Here is a 24,219-nt window from a genome sequence, read left to right as displayed (position 1 = left end):
GAATTCGCTGGCGTATGCAGGTCTTTGAAATGGCATGTTGTTTGCTGCCGCTACCTGAGCCATTATTCACAGGCAACGCGACAGCCGGAAGGTTGTCGCTGGACCAACGGCGGTCCGATCAGGCAATGACGTCCACCCCCATTTCGAACTCAGGTTTCGAGATGACGGTGGATTTTTTTTGGCCCTAGGCGAGCCGCTGGGTTGTAAAGAGAAAACTCGAAATCAGTCACAAACAGCAGTAACTAATATAGAGAGAAGGGACCACGCATGAAAGCATTCCGCCTCGCCCTGATTCCACTGGTGATCGCGTCGACGTATAGCCCGGCTTACGCACTCGACGACAATCGCATCTATGTGGCCCCGATGTTCTCCTATGCGCTGGCCGACGACGATCGCGACGCCGACGACGGCATGGGCGGCACGCTGGCGGCCGGCGTCATGCTGACCGAGCAGGTGGCGTTCGAATTGCGCGGCACTTACCTGAACTATGGTGAGCCGGATTCGAACACCGGTTCCAAGAAAGAAAACTGGATGGGCGGCGCCGGTATCAACGCCTACCTGACGCCGTATGGCAGCGGCCCCTACCTGCATGCCGACATCCAGGCGGGCGACGGCACCAACTTCAACGCCGGCCTCGGCTGGGATCTGGCCTTCAGCCCGGGCGGCTGGGGCATCCGCGCCGAAGCGCTGTATCACGTGCAGAAGACCGACGACAACCGCGAGCGCGATTTCAACGAGCCGCTGTTCAACCTCGGCTTGCGCATCCCGTTCGGCGCGCCGCCGGTGGCGCCGCCGCCGCCGCCCGAGCCGGTCGTCGTGGTGCCGCCGCCGCCCCCGCCGCCGCCGCAGTGCAGCGACGGCATCGACAACGACGGCGATGGCCAGATCGACTTCCCGGCCGACAAGGGCTGCACCGACGCCAACGACAACGACGAGTACAACCCGATCTGCAAGGCGCCGGAACCGGGCCAGCCGATGACGCTGGAAGGCTGCGGCGTCGGTGACACGATCGTGCTGCAGGGCGTGACCTTCGAGTTCGACAAGGCGCGTCTGACGCCCAATGCCAAGGTGATCCTCGACGGCGTCGGCACCGCGCTCGACAGCCGCCCGGACATCAAGGTCGAAATCGGGGGCCACACCGATTCCAAGGGCTCCGACGCCTACAACCTGAAGCTGTCCGATCGTCGCGCCGCCTCGGTCAAGACCTATCTTGAATCCAAGGGCGTCGCGGCGGCTCGCATGAGCTCGCATGGTTACGGCGAAGCGGTGCCGGTTGCCGACAACGCCACCGACGAAGGTCGCGAGCTGAATCGTCGCGTCGAGCTGAAGGTCACCGAGTCCGCCGGTGGCGTCACGGTCGCGCCGACGGTTCGCACCGCCGAAAACGCGGCACCGCTGCCGGCCGAAGCTGCACCGGCCGCGCCTTCGGCTGCCGTGCAGACGGTGACGATCAAGGACTTCGCCTACACGCCGAACACGCTGACCGTGCCGGTGGGAACGACGGTGACCTGGACCAATGACGACGGCAGCAACCACTTCGTCGCCTTCCCGGATCAGAAGAGCGATCGTCTGAAGATGGGCGCGACGTACACCCGGACGTTCTCCTCGCCGGGTGTCTACGAGTACGCCTGCACGCTGCACCCGGAGATGAAGGGCAAGGTGGTGGTGCAGTAGCGCTTAGCTGCTTTAAGGTAGCAGACGTACGAAACCCGCCGGCTGAAAAGCCGGCGGGTTTTTTGTTGAACGCTTTCCCGGGTTTCACCCCGGCCACCCGATCACCGTAGCCCGGGTGAAACCCGGGATTATCCATCACTACGCATACGAAAAAGCCGGCTTTCGCCGGCTTTTTCGTAACTCTACCGATCAGTGCGGATCGTAAGTCGCGCCGTCGAAGAAGCGATCCGATCCGACTTCGATCACCTGTTCCGGTGGCAGCAGGCGAGGTTCGGAGTGATGGCCTTCGCTCTTGATGTTGGCCGACGGAACCGCCTGGCCGAGCCTGGCGGCCGCGGCACGATACAGATCCGGCCGGTAGCTGGCGTCGGCGATCGCGCGTGCATCGATATCCGCCGGCAGCTGGTTCCAGCGGCGCATCTGGCCGATGAACCACATCGCATGCGACACCCAGGGGAAGGTCGCGGCGCCGGCATGGAACACCAGGCCGGCATTCTCGGGCTTGGACGGCAGATCGACATGCAGCGACTCGTGAATGGTTTCGGGCGTAGCGTCCAGATAATGGCCTTCGACGATCAGGCGCGCGGCTTCCGCGCGATGTTCGGCCTTGTCCAGCCAGCGCGCGGCTTCGATCAGCGCGGCCAGCAGCGCCAGATGCGTTTGCGGATTCGCCGCGGCCCAGGCCTGTGTCACGCCCAGCACTTTTTCCGGGCTGTTGTTCCAGATCTGGTATTTGTTGACCACCACCCGGCCGATGCCGGCGGACTGCGCCACCGCGCCCCAGGGCGCGCCGACGCAGAAGCCGTCGATGCTGCCGTCGCGCAGCGCGCTGACCATCTGCGGTGGCGGAATCACTACCAGCTGCAGATCGCGGTCCGGATCGATGTCGCAGCCGGCGAGCCAGTAGCGCAGCTCGTAATAGTGCGGAGAAAACGGGAAAACATGCGCGAAAACACGCGGCGGCGCGCCGGCGGCGCGATCCGCGTCGAGCACGCGCTTGAGGCGCTCGCCGACGGAGCGCGGATTCAGATCGTCGAGCTGCATGCGCCAGTACAGCGATTGCGAAACCGTGATCGCATTGCCGTTCAAGTTCAGCGATAGCGCGGTCAGCATCGGCACGCCGACACCGTCGACACCGGCGGTGGCCGCGATCGGCATCGGCGCGAGCATGTGCGCCGCGTCGAGCAGGCCAGCCGCGACCTTGTCGCGAATGCTGGCCCAGGAGGCTTCGATCGACAGCGTGACGTCCAGACCCTGCGCTTCAAAGAAACCTTTTTCTTTGGCGATGATCAAGGGTGCCGCGTCGACCAGCGGTACCAGGCCCAGCTTTATGTTTTTCTTTTCGAGTGCCATGACGGTCTAGAGCAGTTCGGCTGCAGCGATCAGCGTGCGCGCGGCGTCGCCGAGTTTGAGATTGCGATCCATCGCCATGCGCCGCAGCAATTCGTAGGCGCCGTTTTCATCCAGACTGCGGCGCTTCATCAACAGACCTTTCGCTTTCTCGATGTCGCGGCGATCAGCCAGCTTGTTCTTGGTTTCCTCGAGTTCGTTACGCAGGGCCTGAAACTCTTCGAAGCGCGCGATGGCGACATCGATGATGGGTTTGAGCCGCGCCGGATTCAGGCCGTCGACGACATACGAGGTGACGCCGGCCTGCAAGGCCTTGCGGATGGTGTCGGGTTCGCTGCGGCTGGCAAACAGCACGATCGGCCGCGGCCGGTCACGCGTGACCTGGCCCAGCGATTCGAGCGTGTCGCGGCCGGGCACTTCGACGTCGATCAGGATCACGTCGGGCTGGTGGCGCTTGACGGCGGCGGCCAGATCCGAACTGGATGTACTGAAGCCGACGACCTCATGGCCGAGCATGCGTAACGGTGCCTCCGTGGCCGCGCGCCGTTCCGGCTCGTCGTCGACGAGCATCACGCGCATGGGTTGAGAGTCCTGGGTCGATGCACCTGGGCTGCCTCGCTGCGAAAAAAAGTCCGGCCAGTACGGCTTTTGCCGGATGCCATAAATCCGCAGTATTCATGCCACGAGCCGCCAGTTCGTTGCCCAATTTACACGCCGCAGACAAGCCTGATTTTTTTCTGGGAGCCCGCGCTTTGCAGAGAACGGGTAGCCCGGGTGAAACCCGGGATCATCGCAACGCGATCAGCCGCGCGCCGCGCCGGCTTCGACACTCTGGATGATGCGCCTGAGCGCCGCGTAGCCTTCGACCAGCCGCGGTCCCGGCCGGCCGAGCCAGGCTTCGGTGATCGGATAGATGCGCTCATCGCGCAGTGCCGGCCAGTGCTGCCATTGTTCGCGGCGGCGCACGATTTCGGGACGGTACTTGTCGACTTGCACGCCGCACCAGGACATCACCACCGCGTCGGCGATGTACGGCTGCGCATCGTCAGGCAGCGAAAAACTCTTGGCGTCGATATCGCCGCAGGGATTGCGGCCGCCGGCGAGTTCGATCATGTCGTTGACCCAGGACCGCCGCGCCGGCGCGATCACCGGCTTGGGCCACCATTCGACCAGAATCCGTGGCCGCTGCTTGGCGACCGTGACGGCCGGCATCTGCGCACGCATTTGCGCGATCAGCTGCGCGCCGCGCTCGCGCACATCGAGTGCCTCGGCAATGGTCGCGATGTCGTCGAAAACATCTTCCAGGCTTTGCGGATCGCAGGTGATCGTGCGCAGGCCCAGCGCGGTGAACTCATCGACGATGCGTTCGTGGCCGGGGACTGTCAGCGAACTCAGCACCAGATCGGGTTTCAGCGCGAGCACCGCTCGCGTATCCAGATCCAGATCGCGGCCGGGTTGCGGCAGGCGCGAAACAATCTCGGGCGGATAGTCCGAGTCCGCATCGACGCCGACCAGTTGATCGCCGCAGCCCAGCGCGCAGACGATTTCGGTGTTCGAGCAGGTGTGGCTGAAGATCCGCAACAGCCTTGCTCAGGCGCTACGCGATGCCAGCCGGTCGACTGCACCGGAGACGCCTCGCAGCCATGCCGTGTGCAGCACGCCGGCGACGAAGTTGCCGACCATCGGCCAGCGTGAATCGAACTCGATGCTGTAGTCGAGCTGGGTGCCGCCGGGCACTTCGCTGAAATGCATGCGGCCGACATGATTCTTGAAGGGGCCGCCCTGCGTCACCCGATACTCGATGCTGCGCTCAGGCTCGAACGCGGTGATGGTTTCCTGAAAACGGATCGTGCCGATGCGCATTTCACGCACCGAGCCGACGCCGCCGGGCTCGTTGCTCGCGGCCAGCTTCAGTACCTTGCAACGCGCCGGCCACCACAGGCGGCCGAAGTGTTCGTGGTCCGAGAAATAGCGGAACACCACGCTGCGGGGCGCGGCGAAGAACTGCTGCAGTTTGATGTTTTGCTGGGCCATCACGCCGACTCTAGCACCGCAGCGTGTCGAATCAAGACGGCGTCAACGGCTCGCCGGTGCTGATCTCCTGAGCGCGCGGGTCGCGCGGCTTGCGCTCCAGGCTCAGCGTGTGGATCTGCTCGCGGCCCGCGGCGCGATCGGCGAAGAAATATTGGAGGCTGTGCCAGACCGTCGGAAAGGCGATCTCGTCCCAGGGGATTTCGTCCTCGCGCATCAGGCGGGTTTCGCTGCTCTCCGGCGTCACGCCGTGATGCGCGCTGCGCATGCGGCCGCGATGCACCATGTACACCTGCGACACATAGGGCACGTTGATCACCGCGACCAGTTCGCCAACCTCGACATCGGCCTGCGATTCTTCGAACGCCTCCCGAGCGGCACCCTGCGCCGTGGTTTCTTCCAGTTCCATGAAGCCGGCCGGGAAAGTCCACAGCCCCAGCCGCGGCTCGATGTTGCGCCGGCACATCAGCACGCGGCCGTCCTCCCATTCCGGAATCACGCCGACGATCACGCGCGGATTGAAATACTGCACGTGCTCGCACGATGGGCAGATCGCGCGTGGCAGGTGATCGCCTTCGGGCACGCGATGTTCGACGGCGTGACCGCAGTTGTTGCAGAAATTGGCCTTCATCTCGACTCGTGGTCTGCGGCGTGTTGCGCCAGGGCGGCAGCCGGTGCTGCGATGGTGCCGGCGGGTTCGCTATTGTGCACCACGTGGCCGGCGCGACGGCCGCTCGCGGCGCGGCGGGCGCATACCTTGTCGAATGGCCCGCGTATGCTGCGGCCGCCATGCCGCTGACAGTAGAATCGCGACCAGAGCCGCCCGACAGGCGGACGCCGAAAATATTAGGGAGGAGTGCATGTCGAAGATCATCATCAGCCTGGGCCTGGCTGCGTTGCTGGCCGTCGCACCGTTGAGCGTGCTGGCGCAGAACGAGAGCACCGCGAGCGGCGACGAGCCGCCCCCGACCGGCGATGTCGCGCCGGCGGACGCCGCGCCCCCGGCTGATGCCGCTGCCAGCGATGCTTCGGCGCCGCCGCCCGATTCGGTCTCTGCCGACGCGACGGCCGATAGTTCGTCTTCCGGCAGCGGCGAATCCACCGAAGGCGGCGAGGCCGCGAGTTCCGGTAGCGAAGACGGCTTCAAGATTTACTTCGGCGCCGAGCGCGTCGAGGCGACGCTGGACCTGTCCGACGATTCCCTGCAGCAGCGCTATGGCGACGACAAGCTCGACGGCGCCTTCTACCGCGGCCGCGTCGGCCTGCGCCTGGCGCCGGGTATCGCGATCGAGGGCCATGGTGGCTTCCTGCCCGACGACGACAAGGCCAGCAACGACGCCAAGTTCAAGCACCTGTGGGCGGTCTACCTGGTGACCACCGGCACCGTGCTCGACACGGTCGAACTCAGCGGCCGGGTCGGCTGGGCCTGGGTCGGTGTCAAGAACCCCAATGCCGACGAAAGCTTCAACAGCGTCAGCTATGGCCTGGAAGCGGCGCTGCCGCTGCGCGTGTTCGGCGAGTCGCTTCCCGATATCCGCCTGGTCGCGGGCGCCACCGTGTTCAACCAGGAGCGCCAGGAACGCAGCTACGGCTGGTCCTACGGCCTGCGCTACGACTTCACGCTCTGAGCCGATGCCGGTCACCGAGCCGCGATTCATTGCTGCGCGGTAAGCGGCCCGTTATCATCGCGCGCCTTGCCTGAGTGGCGGAATCGGTAGACGCAGCGGACTCAAAATCCGCCGAGGTAACCCCTCGTGAGAGTTCGAGTCTCTCCTTAGGCACCAGTGGCAAGTGTTTATAGACGTTCTACAAAGACGTCTAGCGGAAAGCCCCTGCAAAAGGGGCTTTTTTGTGTCCGTTTCCATGCCTGGCCCGCGATCACGCCATCATCTGGCCGTGCCGGAAGCCGCGATCGGCCGCACGCTTCGACAGGCCCAACGGCACATGAGATCGCGGCCGGCGACAAGCGGTTGCCGGTTTTGCCGCGATTTCCCGTCTGCCTATGACGGGTAGAGCTTTGCGTCCCGGCACAGCGGTGCGGCTGGCCGCACAGACCGGGGCGGGGTTCGGCCAGCCATTATTTTTAGCGATCGAAAGGCACGTAATTGCGTGCCTAACCGGAGGAGCACGCATGCTCGTTTTGACGCGGCACGTCGGCCAGACCATCTGCATTGGCAAGGACGTACGGATCACGCTGACGAAGGTAAAGGGCGGCAGCGCCGTGACCCTGGGGATCGACGCGCCCAAGGAAACGGTGATCAAGCGCGACGAACTGCTGCGCCGCGACAAGCTCGTTTCGGCAAATCCCTGATCAGCCGACATCGGCTGCTGCAGTTTTTGCATGCCGGGTGCAACCCAAGGATATTCCGCAACATGAAAGACAATCTGGCACTGTCTCAAGCCGATCTGCAGCTGGCGGCGCAGCAGGCGAGGGCGGCTGCGCGGGCGAAGCGGCCGGTGGTGCCGGCGCTGCGCGAGGTGGTCAGGGCGGAGCCGGAAGAGCGCCCGATCCCGTACTTTCTGCGGCTGCGCAAGTAGCGGCCGGGCTGGCCAAAACAGAAGCCGCCTCGATTGCTCGGGCGGCTTCGACAACGTGAATCTCTTTTAAGACTCTAGGGTGCTGCATCTCATCCTTGTTAGGAGCTGCGTTGCCCCGGTGCGGTCAGCGCTTCTTTGCGCCGCTGCCCGATGAGTGAGCGGAATTTTAGCCCGCCGGTATGAATTAGCAATGACATTCGCTGCAATTTGGTGCGGCGGTGCACTGTATCGGTAATCGCGAGTTTACTTCCGGCCGATCCTGAGCACGGTTCATCGGGCGGCCGCTACAATCGCGGTTTTCCTGCGACTGCCCTGGTCGCATAGCGGATTGAAGCGATGCGGCGTTCCGATTTCAGTTACGAGCTACCGGCGGAATTGATCGCCCAGTATCCAGCCGAGCGCCGCAGCGGCAGCCGGCTGCTGGACCTGGGCCTGTCGGCGGACGCGGGCTTTGCGGACCGGGCGATGCTCGACCTGCCGACGCTGCTCGACGCCGGCGACCTGCTGATCTTCAACGACACGCGGGTGATCCCGGCGCGGCTGTTCGGACGCAAGCCCACCGGCGGCAAGGTCGAGATGCTGGTCGAGCGGGTGCTGGGCGAGCACGAGGTGCTGGCACAGATCGGCGCGTCGAAGACGCCCAAGCCCGGTGGCGTGATCCTGGTCGACCTCGGCGAGGAGGCGCCGGCCGAAATCGTGATGCTCGGGCGCGACGACGATCTGTTTCATCTGCGCCTGCTGACGCCGGGCACGTTCATGCAGCTGCTGGAGCGTGCCGGCCGGCTGCCGCTGCCGCCGTACATCGAGCATGTGCCGGGCAGCGACGACGGCGAGCGCTATCAGACGGTGTTCGCCGCCAAGCCCGGCGCCGTGGCGGCGCCGACAGCCGGCCTGCACTTCGACGAGCCTCTGCTGGCGCAGCTGCGCGGCAAGGGCGTGAACACCGCAACGCTGACCTTGCATGTCGGCGCCGGCACGTTCCAGCCGCTGCGCGTGGACGATCTGAGCGAGCACCGCATGCACGCCGAGCGCTACGACATTCCGGCCTCGCTGGCCGAGGCCATCGTCGCCACGCGTGCCGCCGGCAGGCGCGTGGTCGCGGTCGGCACGACGGTGGCGCGCGCGCTAGAGTCGGCGGCGATCGGCGACGGCGTGGTGCGGGTCGGCGAGGGCGAAACGCGCCTGTTCATCACGCCGGGCTACCGCTTCCGCATCGTCGACCGGCTGCTGACCAACTTCCATCTGCCCGAGAGCACCTTGCTGATGCTGGTCAGCGCTTTCGGTGGTTACGAGTATTTGATGGCGGCGTACCGGCACGCGGTGGCGCAGCGCTACCGCTTCTTCAGCTATGGCGATGCGATGCTGATCAGCCGCGCGATGTGAGAGCCCTGCCGCATTCTCTGGCGACGCCGGCTCAGTCGATGTCGAAGAAGTCGTCGCCGACGCGTTTGCGCAGCTCGCGCATCTCTTTATAGCGCTCGACATCGCGCCAGTCGCGTGAGCGGCCGGAGCTGACGACTTCGACCGGTTCGGCCACGGTCTCGTCGTCCATGGACTCGCCTTCCTCGGCGAATTCGTCGAAGGATTTTGCCGGCTCGGCTTGGGGCTTCGGTTTAGGCTTTCGGGCCATCGAGGTCTCGTGAAAAAACGGTCGCCAGTTGCGCACGTTTCGCTTGCGTGCGGCGCCTATTTAGCAGGGTTTTTTCCGAGCGGGAAGTGCCCCCGCGAGAACCCGCCGTCAGTACGGTGCGAAATGCACGCTAAATGGCCCGTGTGATGGCGGTTTTGCGTTGTCGCGCGCGCGTCATCTGGCGGCGCAGCAGCGCCGCCAGCGCCAGTAGCAGCGAGGCGGGCGCGCCGAAACTGCCGCCGCCGCCACCGCTGTCGCTGGTGCTCGGCCCGCAGACGTTGGAGGTATAGGCGCTGAGCTGGTAGCTCAGCGGCGCCGCCAGCTGCGCGAAGTTCACCGCGACGATGTGGTAGGTGCCGGCAGCGGGACTGGCGATGCAGATGCGCTCCAGGCCGGTCTTGGTGTCGCCGCCGATGTAGGTGTCCGGATCCTCGCACTTGCTGGCGGTGCCGCTGGTGCAGAAGAAGCCGTCGTCGTCGGAATCCGGATCGATGCCGACGGTGATGTCGTACTGCGGCGGCGTGCCGCGCTTGACCAGCAAGTCGACGTCGTCGTTGGCATTGCTTTCGATCACCAGGTAGCGCGGTGCGCCGCCGGTCGGCAGCTCGACATGCCAGGCCTGGTATTCGTCGTAGAGGTTGGCATTGCTGCCGGCGAAGCCGGCGCTGACCGGGCTGCCCAGCGTGAGTTTGCCGACCTCGTCCTGATAGCTGCGCGTCGCGCTGTAGCCGCCGTCGGCGGTCAAGGTGAACGTGAAGTTCTCGTACTGGTGGCCGCTGAGGCCGGCCGGTACGGTCACGGTGAAATCGGCGCTGGCGCTGCCGTTCTGCGCGATCGCGCCGAGCGCGATGGTGCCGCCGCCGATGCTCAGGCCATTGCCCGCCACCGCGCTGATGCGCACGTTGGTCGCCGCCTGCCACAGGTTCTGCACGACCACGCGCATCGTCGCGGTTTCGCCGGGGTCGAGCACGTGATTGCCGGCGGCGTCGAGCGTGACGCTCTTGACCACCAGCGACGGCCGCGCCGTCATGTCCAGCGCAGCGTCGGCGTCGACGCGGCCGCCGATGGTCAGCTGCTTGGCGTTGTCGCCGTTGACACCGCTTTCGATCAGCCGCGCTTTGACTTCGCGATAGTCCGCGCTCGGATACTGCGAGCGGATCAGCGCGGCGACGCCGGCCACATAGGGCGCCGAGAACGAGGTGCCGGAGATGCCGGTGGTGGTGTAGCTGTTGTGGATCGCGGTGGTGACGATCTGCAGGCCGGGCGCGGCGACGTCGACGCTCAGCGGGCCGTACTGGCTGAAGCTGGTGATCTGGCCCTGGCGGCTGATCGAGGCTACCGAGACGATGTTGTCGCTGTCGTAATTGGCCGGGTAATTGAGCTGGCCGCGGTCGATGTTGGAATCGTCGTTGCCCGCCGAGGCGACGTAAAGGATGTCGTGCGCGGCCAGATCCTTGATCGCGTTCAGCTCGGTCTGCGAAAAACCCGGGCCGCCGAAGCTGGCGTTGATGATCTTGGCGCCATGATCGCGCGCGTACTGCAGGGCCTCGACCTGGGTCGCGACGTCGTAGTCGAAACGAAGCGGCATGATCTTGGAGTTCCAGGCGACGCCGGCGACGCCGATGCCGTTGTTGCCGACCGCGGCGATGCAGCCGGCGACCGCGGTACCGTGGCCGTCGTCGTCATAGTCGTCGCCATTGCCGCCGGGGCTGGGATCGGCGTCGTCGCCCTTGAAGTCGTAGCCGGTGACGAGGTTCGCCTCCAGGTCCTCGTGCGATATCTCGACGCCGTCGTCGACCACGGCGACGATCACCGAGGCGCTGCCGATGCGGCTCGCGCTGCCGTTGTCGGCGCCGTCCCAGGCGTTGAGCAGATTGAGGTCCGCGCCCGGCGTGCCGGCCTGGCCGCCGGCAACGAAGTTCGCCTGCCCGGTGTTGTACAGGCCCCATTGCTGCGGAAACAGCGGATCGTTCGGCGTGAACGTGGACTTGCGGCGGCGGTAATTCGGCTCGGCGTATTCGACGCGCGGATCCTGGCGCAGCAGCTCGGCGCTGGCCTGCGCGGTGGTGAAGCCGGGCAGCGACAGCAGCTCGACACGGCCGCGCATCAGGCTGCGCTTGGCCACCATGCCGAAGCTGCTGCGCACCTGCGCCGGCGACTCGCCGTCGCGGTACTTCACCAGCAACTCGTCCTGGCGATAGTCGACGCCGGGCTGGATCGCCAGCGCCGCAGTCGAAGTCAGGCCGAGCAGGGGCAGCAGCAGGCAGGGAGCGAGGCGTCTCATGGTGATTCCGCGGCTTAGGTGCACAAAGCATCATACGTCGCAGACTTTGCTCCGGACGCGGTCTGTAACAAGCCGGCACATGGTTTTCGTCAGGGCTGTTATCCGCCGCGGCCACTGGTTATACTGCGCGCCCTCGAAGGGGCGGTAGCTCAGCTGGGAGAGCGCTGCGTTCGCAATGCAGAGGTCGGGAGTTCGATCCTCCTCCGCTCCACCATTCGAGAATATTCAGCAGGTGTCGGGACGTACGATAACCCTACGGTGACGTGGGGTTTTTTCGTTTCTGGGGGCACCCGATCCGCAGCCTTGCCAACGCGCCGGGCGGGGTAAGTTCGTTACCGAACCGACGGCCTTTTAACCACTGACTAAGCTGGAAAACCGAGGCTCCCGGGTCAGCTGTTTTCGCGCCATGCCGGGCGGCAGGTTCGAGACGATGCGCCGGTGGCCGGGGCAGCGTGTCGCGGGTCGCCGGGTCTGGCGGCTCTCGATTTCGCCAGCGCCCATACCGCATTGCAACCAGGAGTCCCGGTGAAGCCAGCCTATCCTCGATCAGATTCGTTTTCGGCACCGCTGCGTGCCGACCATCGGGTTCGCCATGCAGACGATTGGCTGGTCGCGGCGATGAAACCCGAGCCCTTGCAGGCTGCCCGGGGCGACGACGATGTGATGAGCCAGCCACCGCCGACCATCGCCAACATCGACATCGGCGTGGTGGCCTGGAACCGGCAGGTCATCGCCGCACAAAGACGATGGAGCAAGCTCAGCGCCGCCGATCTGCTCAAGGTGGAAGGCCGCTCCGACCGGCTGGCGGAGCTGCTACATCGGCACTACAGCTTGGGAAAGTCGCAGGCAGACCGCGAAATCGGCGCATTTTTCCTGGGCACAGTCTAGTACGGCGTTGCCGGAAAAAATATTCTCGGAAGCCGTAGCTTCGGGCCCAATGTTCGTTGTCGTACATACAGCGGGTGGCGATGCCGGTATGCTCGCCGGCATCCTTGAGCTTCGACTGCTCCCTCACGATGACGTCGTGTTGATCGAAAACGGAGAGCGTGTTGCCCGGCGATCATCATCCGCAGCAAAACCTGTTGTTCCTTGCCCTGCCATCCGAAGCCAAGCAGCGGATTTTTCCTCGTCTGGAACTGGTTGCGATGCCGCTGGGCCACGTGCTGTACGAGTCGGGATCGACACTTCAGCACGTTTACTTTCCCACCGATTCGATCGTCTCGCTGCTCTACGTGATGGAAGATGGCGCGTCGGCGGAAATCGCCGTCGTCGGCAATGAGGGCATGGTCGGAATTGCGCTTTTCATGGGCGGCGAGACCACGCCGAATCGCGCGGTCGTGCAGAGCGCCGGCCATGCTTATCGATTGCCGGGCGGTCTGCTGAAAGAAGAGTTCAGCCGGGCCGGATCGCTTCAGCATCTGCTGCTGAAATACACCCAGGCACTGCTGACGCAGATGTCCCAGACGGCGGTGTGCAATCGACATCATTCGGTCGATCAGCAGTTGTGCCGCTGGCTGCTGCTGAGTCTGGACCGGCTGCCCACCAACACCTTGACGATGACGCAGGAATTGATCGCGAACATGTTGGGCGTGAGGCGTGAGGGCGTGACCGAATCCGCAGGCAAGCTGCAGGCCGCAGGCCTGATCCGATATAGCCGAGGCCGTATCACCGTCATCGATCGGCCGGGTCTCGAAAAGGCTTGCTGCGAATGCTATGCGGTGGTCAAAAAAGAATTCGATCGTCTTCTACCGTACATAGCGGAAATTTAGACCGGCATCCGACGGCGCGGGCCGGGCCGGGGCAAAAATTGAATGGGTGCTTGAGCGAACAGACCGGCGTCGCGCATTGGTCTATCCTGAGACGCAGCATTCAATTCGGCACCAACCCTAGTCCCCGTATATCTGGTGCCGTCGTCGCTGCGGGAAGAGTCAATGCCCTCCGTGGCGCGCATCCCCGCTATCAATCGACTACTCGACGCCCTACCCAAAAAGATCACTCAGCGCATTCAAGGCGAATGCGAAATGGTGGAGCTGAGTTTCGGCGATGTGTTGTGCGAACTCGGCAGCCCCATTCGCGATGTCTATTTTCCGACGCAGAGCTTCATCTCGTTGATGGCCGGGGCCGGCGAAGCCAGGCTGGAAGCTGCCTTGGTCGGCAATGAAGGCATGCTCGGCGTGCCGCTGGTGCTCGGCGTCGATCGCTCGCCGATCCGCGCCCTGGTCCACGGTGCGGGCGGCGCCTGGCGAATGCAGGCTGCCAATTTCCGCAAGACGGTCGAGAACGTGCCCTCATTGAAGCGGGAGCTGGATCGCTATATCTACGCGCTGCTCGTGCAAGTCGCGCAAACCGCTGTCTGTGCCCGGTTCCACAACATCGAGGCGCGTCTCGCGCGGTGGCTGCTGACCGCCGATGATCGCGTGCAGGGGCATCATCTTCAGCTCACTCATGCACTGCTTGCCGGCCTGCTGGGCGTTCGGCGAAGCGGCGTCACCGTAGCGGCTGGCAGCTTGCAAAGCAGGCGCCTGATTCACTACAGCCGGGGCGGCATATCGATACTGGACCGTCCGGGTCTGGAGCGCGCGGCCTGCGATTGCTACCGATCCGTTTCGTCCGCGGTGCTAGGGCTGTAGGGTCCAATCGGAATAGGCGGCGTTGAAGGCCCATCGGCGACCGCAGGAAGAGCAGGCGAATAGCGCTATGTCGCGATGCGGCCCTTGAATCATCGGGTCGTCAAACGAATAGAGCACAGGCTCCAGGTTGTGCGGAATTTCCGGGCTCGACTCGGCGACGGCCAGGCAGGCGCACACCGCGCAATGCCGACGTTTGACCCAGGCAGAAACACTCTCGTCGGCGTGACGGGCCGGGTCGGAAACAGCGGGTGGGACAAGCTGCAGTTGGTCCATCAGCGCTTCCATTCAAAACGCCAGGCCATCTGGTCCGAATGCCTTCGATGGTACTGCGCAGGATCGCGCCACTTATAGCCCAAGCGCATGGGCGGCCACCGTGCGCCAGCGCACGCAACACAATGTGCGCGGCCGTACTGAACCAGGCCCGAAATCGGCGCAGGCTCGGTCGGTTCGTTTTCCTAAAACAGTAAACGCCTGGCCCCCCGACCCGCCCAGGCACTCGCCCCGCATCGCCTCCGATGTGGGGCTTTTTTTGCCTCTCAACCCGGTAATGGATCGTCGGCCTTGTCTTAGGTTCGGACCGCAGCGTGCTGCCTGATGCAGCCGAACACAGCCGCTAGGTCATGTAGTCAAGAAAAAATCGCGTGGCGATATGGAGTCTTTGGTTGCGACCTTCCTGCTGATCAGGTGCAGCCGCGCAGCAGGAAGAAGACGAACAGCAAGGGGATCGGCACGCCGACCAGCCACAGAAAAATGTAGCCGATCGCGCCTTCCTGTTTTTTCGGCAAGGTCTTAGGCGGCTTGCTGGGGAAGTCGTATTTCATCGCGTTCTCCTCGTTGGAGACCGCATTGCGCGCCTTGCGTGATGAACGACTCGTGACCGCGTAACATCGCCGTCAACCTGTCCCCATTCGGCTATTCACGGAAGGCATGCGATGGTCAATACCCGGTTCACATCATTCGCGGAGTTCTATCCGTTCTACCTCAGTGAACATCGCAATCGCACCGGCCGCCGGCTGCACTTCATCGGCAGCAGCCTGTCGCTGCTGTTGCTCGCGACCGGCATCTTCAAAGGCGGCGGGTTGTGGTTCGTCGCGGCGCTGGTCTGCGGTTACGCCTTCGCCTGGGTCGGCCATTTTTTCTTCGAGAAAAACCGGCCGGCGACGTTCCGCTATCCGTTCTATTCCTTCGCCGGCGACTGGCGCATGTGGTGGGAGACGCTGACCGGCAAGCGCGCGTTCTGACGCGGCGCAGCCTGCTGCTTGCGCGCCGACAGCATCGCGCGCGCCGGCTTCTCCAGCCAACGATAGCTGGCCGCCGAGAGGACTATTGACAGTGCTGTGGCGGCGACGCCGTAGACCAGCAGCGCCAATGCTTGCGGCATCTTCGGCATCGCGTCGAAGCCGCCTTTCAGACCCAGCAACACCACCGGGTGGATCAGGTACAGCGAGTAACTGATGTCGCCCAACCACACCGCGACGCGGTTGTTGAGCCAGCCGATCCTGCCGTCGTTGGCCGCAAGCGCGTAGATCAGCGGCGGATACACCGGTAGCAGAAACCAGGCGTCACTGCCGCTGATCGCCGGCGCGGCGTAGATCGCAACAGCGATGACCAGCAGCAACGCCTGGGTCATCGTCGGCGACACGCCAATGCAGGGGATAGATGCGAGCGAAGCGCGCTCGGAAGAAGCCGCTCCAGTCGCATCGTGGCCAAGATAGGTCAGGCTCATCACGAAGCCGGAGAGCACGAAGAACAGGTCGACGAAAGTCTGCCCGCGCAGCCACACGGTACCGCCGACGACGAAGATATTGACATGATGATTGATCACGCCGAGCGCGGCAAGGCCGCGCAGGCCGGTCAGCGTGCGGATCTCCTGAGCCATGCTTCCTTGCCGGGCCGGAAAACCAGCAGCCTAAAGGCTCCGCCTGAAGCGCAGCGGACTCGGCGCTCGCGCGCCATCTCATCCGCTCAGAGTAGGCCCGCTGCACAGGGCGCCAGCATAGTTCTGCATGCGCCAACTCAGCGCGTGGAGAGGCGAGGGCGATGGCCGGTAAAGCTGATTTCGGGCCGATTCTGGCGGCATATCTGCTGTGCATTGCGGCCGCGGCCGTGGTGTTGTACGGGCTCGACATCGCGCAGCCCTGGAACGCGCTGCTCGCCGACGTCGTCGCGACGCTGGTGATCTTCGCCTACAGCCGCCGCTACCGGAATTCGAGTTTCTACGACGCCTACTGGAGCGTGATTCCGCCCTTGCTGGCGCTCTACTGGATGGCCAGCCACCCGCAGGCTGCGAGCGATCCGCGCGCCTTGATCGTCAGCGCGCTGGTGTGGCTATGGGCGATCCGGCTGACGACGAACTGGTCGGTGCACTGGGGCGGCCTCACCCACGAGGACTGGCGCTACCCTCTGATCCGCGCGCGCGCCGGCCAACGCGGCGCGTTCTGGGCCGATCTGTTCGGCATTCACCTGTTCCCGACGGTGCAGGTGTTTCTCGGCTGCCTGCCGATTTACGCGGTGATGTCGCGCGGCGACGTGCCGTTGGGCTGGCTCGACGCCGCGGCCTGTATCGTCACGCTGGCTGCGATTGCGATCGAAACCATCGCCGACCTGCAACTGCACGCCTTTATCGCGCGCAAGCAGCCGGGCACGTTCATCGCCACCGGCCTGTGGTCGTGGTCGCGGCATCCGAATTATTTCGGCGAGCTCAGTTTCTGGTGGGGATTGATGCTGTTTGGCCTGGCAGCCGCGCCGGAGCACTGGTACTGGGTCGTTCCGGGCGCGCTGGCGATGACCGCCATGTTCGCGTTCGCCAGCATTCCGTTCATGGATCAGCGCAGCATCGAGCGCCGCCCTTCGTATCGAGAGCACATGCTCAAGGTGTCGGCGTTGATTCCACTGCCGCCGCGGCGCTAAAAAAGGAGTCACACGATGGCTGGACAATGGAATCGTTTGTTCGCAATGGCGGGCCGCGACGCGCTGCTGATCGCGATCACACTCGTGTTGTGGAAACTGACCGTCGATGTCGGCGAGCCTCACGACATCGGCGGCTACGCGCTGCATCTGGGCACTGCCGTGCTGACGGTGCTGTGCGGCTATCTGATTCACGAATGGGGGCATTTGATCGGCGCCTGGCTGATCCACAGCCGGTTTTTCCTGCCGGAAAGCATCGTCGCCAGCCCCTTCCTGTTCCGCTTCGACAACCTGCGCAACACGCGCCGGCATTTCACCTGGATGGTCTGGGGCGGCTTCATTTCCAGTGCGCTGCTGGTGATTTTTCTGTTGCTCGTGCTACCAAAGGATTTGCTCGCGGCACAGGTCGCGCTCGGCCTGACCGCGCTCGGCGTGCTGGCGACTTTCGTGATCGAAGTGCCGGAGTTCTGGCGCGTGCTGCGCGGCGCGCCGCTGCCCAATGGCGCGGCCTTCATGTCGCCGCCGGAACCCTGAACGCTAGACGAACACCGCGCGGTCGCGGCCTTCGAGCTTGGCTCGATATAGGCCGTGGTCGGCACGACGCAGTGCCTCGTTGAGCAGCATGTCGGTCGGTACAGCGACGCCGCCGGCGCTGCAGGTGACGATGCCGGCCGGGTGTTCGCGATGCTCGATGGCCAGCGCGCGCAGATCGCTGAGGATGTTGTCGACGCGGCGATTGCCGTCTTCCGCCGAACAGCCGTAGAGCAACAGCGCAAACTCTTCGCCGCCGATGCGCGCGGCCATGTCCAGCGGCCGCCGCGCGCAGCCCGACAGCAGCACGCCGACCTTGGCCAGCACGCCGTCGCCGTGATCGTGGCCGTAGCTGTCGTTGATTTTCTTGAAGTGATCCAGATCGATCAGCGCCAGATACAGGGGCCCCGCGTTGTTGCGCTCGGCTTGACGCGCGAGGCGCTCGAAGTGCTCGTCGAGTGCGCGGCGATTGGCCAGCCCGGTCAGCGCATCGCGATAGGCCAGCACGCCGAGCAAAATCGTCGCGGCCCAGATGCGCTTGGCCGATAGCCGCCACCAGATCGCCGACATCACCACCGTCGCCAGCAGGATGGTTTCGACCAGCCAGTCCGGCGGCGCGCGGTTGCTGAGTGGATCGTCGAACACCATCTCGATCAGCCGCACGACGACGATATAGGCGACCACGAATAGCGCCGAGCGCAGGATCGACAACCGCCCCAGCACCAGCACCGCCACCGGAATCGACACCGCGACCGATGGCGTGAACAGACTGCGGTCGATGTGCGCCTGATGGCGCAGCCATTCCGTGACCATCAGGTCGAGCAGAAATACCAGGCAGAACAGCCACTCGATATGCCGGTAAGTCGGGTTCTTCAGCAGCAGCACCTGCATGCCGGCGAACACCAGACTCAGCGGCAGCGTGCTGGCCAGGATCGTGCCCGGAGACATGATGTAGCGGCTGTCGATCAGCAACGGCAGCCACAGCGGCGTGCTGAGGAACAGAATCAGCGGGATCGCACAGGCACTGAGCCGCACCATGCGGCTGCTGCGCGCGACGTCGTCTTCGAATTGCCGGGCGAGGTCTGGCGGCAGCCACAACAGCCGCCAGCCGTCACGCGTCGCCGCGTCGAGCTGCTGCACGACCTCGGCCGGCAGATCCATGGCGTAGGCGGACGAACGCCAGCCGCGGTCGGATTCCCGCTGGATGTCGCCGCCGTCGGTGTTGTCGCGCCGCATCGATCCGCCCCCACGAACCGGTCCCCTACCGGTCGGCGGCTAGCATAACGGGCTGGCCCGTACGGTGTCGTATCGAACAGCGGCTTGCGCTGATTTTCCTATCGCGCCGCGTCAGGAGGCGGGCCGTGGCTCGGGCTGGGCGGCGGGCGCCGGCTCGTCGAGCTGCGGCATCGCCTTCTCGTCGAGCGGGAACAGCTTGGGGAAGAACACGCTCTCCGGCATCTTGCCGCGATTGACGTAAAGCACCGCCAAGACCAGCAGATGGATCAGCACCGTCGCGGCGATGCCGACATAGGGCAGGCGGCGATTGCGCGGCAGCCGCGTATGCAATGCCTGCGAGCGCAGCAACGGCGGCAGGTGATCGACGTTCTTGCGCTGCATGTTGTCGTTCGGCTTGCTGATGATCGGGTCCTGCCTGGCAAAAAGAAAAGGGCCGGTGATGCCGGTTGTCCGGTGGATCACGGGCCCCTGGTTTGGTGGAGGCGGGGGGAATTGAACCCCCGTCCGCCAATGCTCCGCCTTCGGTTCTACATGCGTAGCCTAGTCTTTGGTTTTCATCCCCAGCTGCCGAACAGGCACGGAACGCTGAAGCCTATCCCCTTGAGGTTTTCGAGCATCGGCGAAGGGCGCGCGTCAGCCTTATTCGGTAAGAGTCGACGTTTGATTCCGGAGTACCGACACTGCCGGGTCAAACGCTCACCGGAGTTTAGGCGGCGAGGGCGTAGTTGGAGTCGTTCGCAACTAGCTTGTTTGCAGACCGTTTAACGAGCAGATCTGCAGCTCGGCATGCCCCTCGGGTTTTGCGATCGACGTCGAAACCATGTCGCCCCCGTGAAGTCCCGATAAGACTACCACGCGCGGTTACAGTTCCGCTGACTTGACTTCAAGGGACGATCGCAAATTGCACGGCGGGGCTTTCGCTTAACGTATTGCTCGGCGAGCCAGACGCGCTGCAGTAGATCAAGGCGACGCCTGTGGCGCCGGATTTGAGCTGGCTGCCCAGCGGCAGGCTCTGAGTCATGGACACGGTCGCCCCAGCCGCCAAGGTCAGCGTGATCGGCTTGTTGCCACCGTTGCTGCCGATGTCGTAGATCGAGGTGCCGTAGGGCGACCCGGTAGCGGACGCAAAGACCGTGGTCCAGACGTCGACGGTCTGGGCGACGTCGGTGTTGTTCGTCAGCTCGAAACTCTGGTCGCAGGCGCTGCCGGCCGGCAGCGCCGTCACGTTTCTGCAGAGCATCACGTTGCCGATCGCCATGGGCGGTAGCTGCGCGTAGATGGCCTGGCGCGTGATGCTGTTGCCACTAACGAAGTCGAAAGCTCCCGCATACGAGTAGGTTTTGCCGCGATACGCCCACAACTGGTAGCGCCCGCTCGCCAAGCCAGAGGCGTCGAACGAAAAGGCGCCGTCGCTGCCCGGCGTCATGCTGGCGATGTAGCCCGTACACAGGTCATAGCTGGGATCTTCGCAGCGCTGCAGCGAGACAAAGGTGCTGCCGTCGCCCAGCGGCTGGCCGGTGCTGGCGTCGTATTGGGTCCCGTCGATCACCGCGCTCGCCTGCGTGTCCGCCGACATCGGTGCGGACTTGCCGGCGTGGTAGCGCGTTTGCGCAATGGCGTTGCCGGTTGCGATGTCCAGCGCGCCGTTGCTGCCGACAGTGAAAGCGAAGCTGTTGGCATGGCCGATGGTTTTGCTCAGCTTGCTGCCGTTGGCCGCAAATATTTCCACCATGGCCCGCGCTCCCGACGGCATGCTGGCCACGGACAGCGATTGCGTCACCGTAGCCGATGCGCCCGCATCGAGGGTTACCGAAAGCGGCTTGCGTGCCTTGTTCTGGCCGCCCATGAATCTGCTGAAGCCGCTGGCCGAGCCGGTTGGCGCCGCATAGGTGGCCGACCATAGCGACGCGTTGAGGCTGCTCGTCGTGGTGTTGGTCACCTTGTAGTGGTAGTCGCAGCTACCGCCGGCAGCGGTGCCGGTGCAGGGCTGCAGCTCGCTGATCTGCAGCGGCAGCGGCGTCACCTTGAAGTTGATCCCACCCAACACTGTGGTGTCGTCGACCGTGAATTTGGCCGAGTACTGGTTCGCGTAATTGCTGGCCAAAGCCCATAGCTGGTAGGTGCCCGGCGGCTGATCCAATAAGGGCATGTGGTAGTTGCCCGCGGCGTCGGGCGAGACCTCGGCCACTATCGAGCTGCAGAGCTGCGCATCCGGCACAGCGCAGTACATCAGCTGGATCTGCCTAAAGCCGTCGACCGGCAGCGGCGCCTTGGTCGCTGCGTCGATTAGCTTGCCGGAGACCATCGGCGTGGTCGGTTTGCCGACGCTGACCTGGTAGCTGCCGAAATTGCCGGCATCGCCGCTGAAGGAATAGTCCGGCGAGCCTGCCACGGCGATCGTGACAATGCCATCGTCGGGCACAGTGAACAGCAACAGCGATTCATCGACTAGGCCGTCGTCGTCGTCCAAATCGATCTGGTCGCAGAGCGAATCGAACAGGCCGACGACCGAGTCGTGCAGCGTGCCAGCGCCCGAGGCCGCTCCTTTCAGATCGACCTGCAGCAGCACGCCGGGCTTGGCAGTGAAGCGGTAGTAGTCGACGTCGCCGTTCCCGATCGAACCGTCGACGGTGAATTTGCTGGCGGCATCGAGATCTTGTGCGGTGGCGCAGCCGTTGTTCGGTTCGGATTCGCTGATGTTGCCGGCCCAGACCGCTGGGCTGAGCAGCGCGGCGCAAAGCAGCAGAAAACTACGCAATGACGGGTTCATGGTGGCCAGGCTCTTCCCTGATCATTCGTGCCCGGCGGCTGCCGGAGTCGCGCTGGACCTGCCAGCCGTCGCAACATGCCGGAAGCTGCGCGGGTCCGTGATATGCAGGCGACGATGCGCGTTTGAGGCAGGACCGGCGGTGCGCGATCGCACTCAGAACTTGCTTGGTTGGCCGCGTGGGGGCGGCCGATTGGGACAGCTGCTGCGTGGTGTTACGCCGCGACTCAGCGCGCGCGCATGATCCGGTCTTTCTGCCGGTCCCACTCGCGCTCCTTGAGCGTGGCGCGCTTGTCGTGCTGCTTCTTGCCCTTGGCCAGGCCGATTTCGACCTTGGCGAAGCCGCGGGTCCAGTGCAGGTCCAGCGGCACGATCGTATAGCCGGCGCGCTCGACCTTGCCGATCAGCTTGGACAGCTCGCCGGCGTTGAGCAGCAGCTTGCGCGTGCGGGTCGGATCGGTGACGACGTGGGTCGACGCCGACAGCAGCGGTGAGAACTGCGCGCCGATCAGCCAGGCCTCGCCTTTTTTCAGCACCACGTAGGCTTCGGCGATGTTGCCGTGGCCCTCGCGCAGGCTTTTGACTTCCCAGCCGACCAGCATCAGCCCGGCTTCGTAGGTTTCCTCGATGAAGTAGTCGTGCCGCGCGCGCCGGTTCAGCGCGATGATGCGGTCGGCGTCCTTCTCGTCTTTCTTCTTGCTCATTTGTCCATTATAGGGGCGGCTGTCAAGGCTCCGTCGCGACGACAACAGCCCTTACACTAGCGTCGTGAACATCCGCGAGAGCAGCTACGGTTACTGGAGTTCCGCACGCGCCTTCGTCTGGGTGGCGGCGGGCGGCTGTATTGGTATCGGCAACATCGCGCGGCTGCCGTACCTGATGGGCCAGTACGGCGGCTGGGTGTTCCTGCTGGTGTACATCGCGGCGCTGCTGCTGCTCGGCCTGCCGCTGCTGGTCGCCGAATGGGCGCTGGGCCGCTGGATGCGCGACGACATCGTCAGCGGCTTTGCGCGGCTGGCGCAGACCGCCGACGCGAGCCGTCGCTGGCGCCTGCTCGGCGGCTGTTCGCTGCTCGGCGCTTTGATGCTCCTGTCGTACTACAGCGTCGTCGCCGGCTGGAGCCTGGGTTACGTGTTCCGCGCCGCGGCCGGCGGGCTCGGCGGCGACGCGGCCACCGCCGCCGGCCGCTTCCTGGAGCTGGCGCAGGATCCCGAGCGCTCGCTCGCCTGGCATACGCTGTTCATGGTGATGAGCTGCGTGATCGTCGCGCAGGGCTTTCGCGAGGGCATGGAGCGCGCGGCCGGCTACTTCGTGCCGGTGGCCTTCGTCGCGCTGGTCGCGATCGTGCTCGCCGCCGGTCGTTACGGCGACACCGTCAAGGCCGCGAATTACATGTTCCTCGGCGATCCCTCCAAGCTCGGCTGGCGCGGCGTGCTGGAGGCGCTGCAGCAGGCATTTTTCACGCTGGCATTGGGCTTCGGCTCGATGATGACACTCGGTGCCTACCTGCCGGCGAGCATGCCGCTGGGCCGGCTGGCGCTGACCGTGATCGTGCTCGACACGCTGTTCAGCCTGCTCTGCGGCCTGGTGCTGCTGGCCTTCGTGCTCGGAGCGGGGCTGCAGCCGTCGCCGGGCATCGGCATGATCTTCCAGAGCTTGCCGCAGGCGCTGCCAACCGGCTGGACCGGCATCGCGGTGGCGACACCGTTCTACCTGGTGATCTTCATCGTCACGCTGCTGTCGGCGGCGGCGCTGCTGGAGCCGCTGACACGCTATCTGATGGAACGCTTGCGGTTGACGCGTGTGTTTGCCGCGACCGCCGCGGCGATCATGGTCTGGTATCTCGGCCTGGGTTCGATGCTGAGCTTCAGCGTGCTCGCCGAGCTGCGGCTGTTCGGCCAGAACTTCTTCGAATGGATGCAGCTGCTCAGCGCCACGCTGATCGCGCCGCTGTCGGGCCTGATGGTCTGCGTGCTGATCGGCCACGTGCTGCCGAACGAGCTGGCGCGCTCGGTCGCCGGCCCGCGCGAGGAGCGCTGGACGCCGCTGTGGATTTTCATGCTCAGCTATCCGGCGCGGGTCGGGCTGCTGGCGATCCTGCTGTACGCGCTCGGCGCTTTCGACTGGCTCGCGGCGCTGTGGGCCAACTGACGTGCGGACGTCGACGACGCTGGAGGCTTCAACATCATGAGGACGCTGGAGCGCTCCGCGCTGATGCCGTTCGCCGCGGCCGGGCTGTACGGCCTGGTCGCCGATGTCGCCGCCTATCCCGAATTCCTGCCGGGCTGCGTGTCGGCGCAGATCGAGTCGGACGAGGCCCTCGATGACGGCCAGCGCCTGGTGCGCGCCAAAGTCGGTTTTCGCGTCAGCGCGCTGTCCGACAGCTTCGCCACCGAAAACCGCATGCGCGTCGGCGAGCGCATCGAAATGCGGCTGCTCGAAGGCCCGTTCCGCAAGCTCGAAGGCGTCTGGGAGTTCAAGGTGCTGGACGCGCACGCCTGCAAGGTGTCGCTGGCGCTGACCGTGGACTTTGCCAGCCGCATCATGGAAGCGACCCTGGCGCCGGCGATGGATCGCGCGGTCAACGGCATCATCGAGGCCTTCCGTCAGCGCGCCGAGCAACGGCTTGTGCGCGGCTGAA

Annotated in this window: 27 protein-coding genes, 2 tRNA genes and 1 other RNA gene; 15 read left to right on the top strand and 15 right to left on the bottom strand. The window is 64.7% G+C overall.

Going from position 1 to position 24,219, the window contains the following annotated elements; genetic code table 11:
- The first annotated feature begins 267 nt into the window (after nt 1-267).
- A complete protein-coding gene (locus ACQZF9_RS12790) occupies nt 268-1,674 on the top strand; it encodes an OmpA family protein (RefSeq protein WP_428309354.1) in 1,407 nt (468 codons plus the stop codon).
- Between the two features lie 189 nt (nt 1,675-1,863).
- Here ACQZF9_RS12790 and ACQZF9_RS12785 read toward each other — a convergent pair whose 3' ends face one another.
- From ACQZF9_RS12785 to ACQZF9_RS12765, 5 genes are all read right to left on the bottom strand, one after another.
- A complete protein-coding gene (locus ACQZF9_RS12785; RefSeq protein WP_428309353.1) occupies nt 1,864-3,027 on the bottom strand; it encodes a CmpA/NrtA family ABC transporter substrate-binding protein in 1,164 nt (387 codons plus the stop codon).
- Between the two features lie 6 nt (nt 3,028-3,033).
- Entirely contained in the window at nt 3,034-3,603 is a 570-nt protein-coding gene (locus ACQZF9_RS12780) for an ANTAR domain-containing response regulator (protein ID WP_428309352.1), read from the bottom strand.
- A 222-nt stretch (nt 3,604-3,825) separates the two neighbouring features.
- Nucleotides 3,826-4,605, bottom strand: coding sequence for an ABC transporter substrate-binding protein (locus tag ACQZF9_RS12775; protein ID WP_428309351.1), 780 nt, complete (start codon nt 4,603-4,605; stop codon nt 3,826-3,828).
- 9 nt (nt 4,606-4,614) lie between these two features.
- Complete coding sequence (locus tag ACQZF9_RS12770; RefSeq protein ID WP_428309350.1) at nt 4,615-5,058, bottom strand: SRPBCC family protein; 444 nt, start codon at nt 5,056-5,058, stop codon at nt 4,615-4,617.
- A 31-nt stretch (nt 5,059-5,089) separates the two neighbouring features.
- Complete coding sequence (locus ACQZF9_RS12765; RefSeq protein ID WP_428309349.1) at nt 5,090-5,686, bottom strand: NUDIX hydrolase; 597 nt, start codon at nt 5,684-5,686, stop codon at nt 5,090-5,092.
- Between the two features lie 229 nt (nt 5,687-5,915).
- Here ACQZF9_RS12765 and ACQZF9_RS12760 point away from each other — a divergent pair, with 229 nt between their 5' ends.
- The 5 genes from ACQZF9_RS12760 to queA all read left to right on the top strand — a co-directional run bounded on the left by ACQZF9_RS12760 (nt 5,916) and on the right by queA (nt 8,976).
- The gene (locus ACQZF9_RS12760; protein WP_428309348.1) at nt 5,916-6,683 is read left to right on the top strand and encodes a hypothetical protein; all 768 of its coding nucleotides are present in this window, start codon (nt 5,916-5,918) and stop codon (nt 6,681-6,683) included.
- A 68-nt stretch (nt 6,684-6,751) separates the two neighbouring features.
- Nucleotides 6,752-6,839 (top strand) — tRNA-Leu (locus tag ACQZF9_RS12755).
- A 347-nt stretch (nt 6,840-7,186) separates the two neighbouring features.
- Nucleotides 7,187-7,366, top strand: coding sequence for a carbon storage regulator (locus ACQZF9_RS12750; RefSeq protein WP_428309347.1), 180 nt, complete (start codon nt 7,187-7,189; stop codon nt 7,364-7,366).
- A 62-nt stretch (nt 7,367-7,428) separates the two neighbouring features.
- Nucleotides 7,429-7,593 (top strand): hypothetical protein, encoded by a 165-nt coding sequence (locus ACQZF9_RS12745; RefSeq protein ID WP_428309346.1) that lies wholly within the window; start codon nt 7,429-7,431, stop codon nt 7,591-7,593.
- A 336-nt stretch (nt 7,594-7,929) separates the two neighbouring features.
- The gene (gene queA, locus ACQZF9_RS12740; RefSeq protein ID WP_428309345.1) at nt 7,930-8,976 is read left to right on the top strand and encodes a tRNA preQ1(34) S-adenosylmethionine ribosyltransferase-isomerase QueA; all 1,047 of its coding nucleotides are present in this window, start codon (nt 7,930-7,932) and stop codon (nt 8,974-8,976) included.
- A 31-nt stretch (nt 8,977-9,007) separates the two neighbouring features.
- Here the strand turns inward: queA and ACQZF9_RS12735 are convergent, their stop codons facing one another.
- Together ACQZF9_RS12735 and ACQZF9_RS12730 are read right to left on the bottom strand one after the other, a co-directional pair.
- Complete coding sequence (locus ACQZF9_RS12735) at nt 9,008-9,223, bottom strand: hypothetical protein (RefSeq protein WP_428309344.1); 216 nt, start codon at nt 9,221-9,223, stop codon at nt 9,008-9,010.
- A gap of 130 nt (nt 9,224-9,353) precedes the next feature.
- A complete protein-coding gene (locus tag ACQZF9_RS12730; protein ID WP_428309343.1) occupies nt 9,354-11,507 on the bottom strand; it encodes a S8 family serine peptidase in 2,154 nt (717 codons plus the stop codon).
- A gap of 138 nt (nt 11,508-11,645) precedes the next feature.
- Between ACQZF9_RS12730 and ACQZF9_RS12725 the strand changes: the two genes are divergently transcribed.
- From ACQZF9_RS12725 to ACQZF9_RS12710, 4 genes are all read left to right on the top strand, one after another.
- A tRNA-Ala gene (locus ACQZF9_RS12725) sits at nt 11,646-11,721 on the top strand.
- 311 nt (nt 11,722-12,032) lie between these two features.
- Complete coding sequence (locus ACQZF9_RS12720; RefSeq protein ID WP_428309342.1) at nt 12,033-12,395, top strand: hypothetical protein; 363 nt, start codon at nt 12,033-12,035, stop codon at nt 12,393-12,395.
- 161 nt (nt 12,396-12,556) lie between these two features.
- On the top strand, nt 12,557-13,276 hold the full coding sequence (locus ACQZF9_RS12715) for a Crp/Fnr family transcriptional regulator (RefSeq protein WP_428309341.1): 720 nt from the start codon (nt 12,557-12,559) through the stop codon (nt 13,274-13,276).
- A 162-nt stretch (nt 13,277-13,438) separates the two neighbouring features.
- Nucleotides 13,439-14,137: a Crp/Fnr family transcriptional regulator gene (locus ACQZF9_RS12710; protein WP_428309340.1), complete on the top strand. Its 699-nt coding sequence runs from the start codon at nt 13,439-13,441 to the stop codon at nt 14,135-14,137.
- Here the strand turns inward: ACQZF9_RS12710 and ACQZF9_RS12705 are convergent.
- On the bottom strand, nt 14,126-14,422 hold the full coding sequence (locus ACQZF9_RS12705) for a hypothetical protein (protein ID WP_428309339.1): 297 nt from the start codon (nt 14,420-14,422) through the stop codon (nt 14,126-14,128). The genes ACQZF9_RS12710 and ACQZF9_RS12705 overlap by 12 nt on opposite strands.
- A gap of 395 nt (nt 14,423-14,817) precedes the next feature.
- Nucleotides 14,818-14,958, bottom strand: coding sequence for a hypothetical protein (locus tag ACQZF9_RS12700; protein WP_428309338.1), 141 nt, complete (start codon nt 14,956-14,958; stop codon nt 14,818-14,820).
- 111 nt (nt 14,959-15,069) lie between these two features.
- On the opposite strand from ACQZF9_RS12700, the gene ACQZF9_RS12695 reads away from it, so the two are divergent.
- The gene (locus ACQZF9_RS12695; protein WP_428309337.1) at nt 15,070-15,378 is read left to right on the top strand and encodes an Mpo1-like protein; all 309 of its coding nucleotides are present in this window, start codon (nt 15,070-15,072) and stop codon (nt 15,376-15,378) included.
- Here ACQZF9_RS12695 and ACQZF9_RS12690 read toward each other — a convergent pair.
- Nucleotides 15,315-16,016 carry an acyltransferase family protein gene (locus ACQZF9_RS12690; RefSeq protein ID WP_428309336.1) on the bottom strand — a complete coding sequence of 234 codons (702 nt, stop codon included), beginning with the start codon at nt 16,014-16,016 and terminating at the stop codon, nt 15,315-15,317. The two genes, ACQZF9_RS12695 and ACQZF9_RS12690, sit on opposite strands and share 64 nt — an antisense overlap.
- A gap of 161 nt (nt 16,017-16,177) precedes the next feature.
- On the opposite strand from ACQZF9_RS12690, the gene ACQZF9_RS12685 reads away from it, so the two are divergent.
- On the top strand, nt 16,178-17,047 hold the full coding sequence (locus tag ACQZF9_RS12685) for a DUF1295 domain-containing protein (RefSeq protein ID WP_428309335.1): 870 nt from the start codon (nt 16,178-16,180) through the stop codon (nt 17,045-17,047).
- A 15-nt stretch (nt 17,048-17,062) separates the two neighbouring features.
- Nucleotides 17,063-17,578 (top strand): hypothetical protein, encoded by a 516-nt coding sequence (locus tag ACQZF9_RS12680; RefSeq protein WP_428309334.1) that lies wholly within the window; start codon nt 17,063-17,065, stop codon nt 17,576-17,578.
- 3 nt (nt 17,579-17,581) lie between these two features.
- Here ACQZF9_RS12680 and ACQZF9_RS12675 read toward each other — a convergent pair whose 3' ends face one another.
- The 5 genes from ACQZF9_RS12675 to smpB all read right to left on the bottom strand — a co-directional run bounded on the left by ACQZF9_RS12675 (nt 17,582) and on the right by smpB (nt 22,282).
- The gene (locus ACQZF9_RS12675) at nt 17,582-18,811 is read right to left on the bottom strand and encodes a diguanylate cyclase domain-containing protein (protein WP_428309333.1); all 1,230 of its coding nucleotides are present in this window, start codon (nt 18,809-18,811) and stop codon (nt 17,582-17,584) included.
- Nucleotides 18,812-18,922: 111 nt separating this feature from the next.
- Nucleotides 18,923-19,273 (bottom strand): hypothetical protein, encoded by a 351-nt coding sequence (locus tag ACQZF9_RS12670; RefSeq protein WP_428309332.1) that lies wholly within the window; start codon nt 19,271-19,273, stop codon nt 18,923-18,925.
- Between the two features lie 12 nt (nt 19,274-19,285).
- Nucleotides 19,286-19,642, bottom strand: a transfer-messenger RNA (tmRNA) gene (ssrA, locus tag ACQZF9_RS12665).
- 52 nt (nt 19,643-19,694) lie between these two features.
- Nucleotides 19,695-21,581, bottom strand: coding sequence for a hypothetical protein (locus ACQZF9_RS12660; protein ID WP_428309331.1), 1,887 nt, complete (start codon nt 21,579-21,581; stop codon nt 19,695-19,697).
- A gap of 224 nt (nt 21,582-21,805) precedes the next feature.
- The gene (gene smpB, locus ACQZF9_RS12655) at nt 21,806-22,282 is read right to left on the bottom strand and encodes an SsrA-binding protein SmpB (protein WP_428309330.1); all 477 of its coding nucleotides are present in this window, start codon (nt 22,280-22,282) and stop codon (nt 21,806-21,808) included.
- Between the two features lie 64 nt (nt 22,283-22,346).
- On the opposite strand from smpB, the gene ACQZF9_RS12650 reads away from it, so the two are divergent.
- Both ACQZF9_RS12650 and ACQZF9_RS12645 read left to right on the top strand, forming a co-directional pair.
- On the top strand, nt 22,347-23,729 hold the full coding sequence (locus tag ACQZF9_RS12650; RefSeq protein WP_428309329.1) for a sodium-dependent transporter: 1,383 nt from the start codon (nt 22,347-22,349) through the stop codon (nt 23,727-23,729).
- A 36-nt stretch (nt 23,730-23,765) separates the two neighbouring features.
- On the top strand, nt 23,766-24,218 hold the full coding sequence (locus ACQZF9_RS12645) for a type II toxin-antitoxin system RatA family toxin (RefSeq protein WP_428309328.1): 453 nt from the start codon (nt 23,766-23,768) through the stop codon (nt 24,216-24,218).
- The last annotated feature ends 1 nt before the right edge of the window (nt 24,219 follow it).

The sequence above is a fragment of the Hydrocarboniphaga sp. genome (genome assembly GCF_965279055.1).
In the GTDB taxonomy this organism is placed as follows: domain Bacteria; phylum Pseudomonadota; class Gammaproteobacteria; order Nevskiales; family Nevskiaceae; genus Hydrocarboniphaga.
This window is presented reverse-complemented; position numbering and strand designations above follow the sequence as displayed.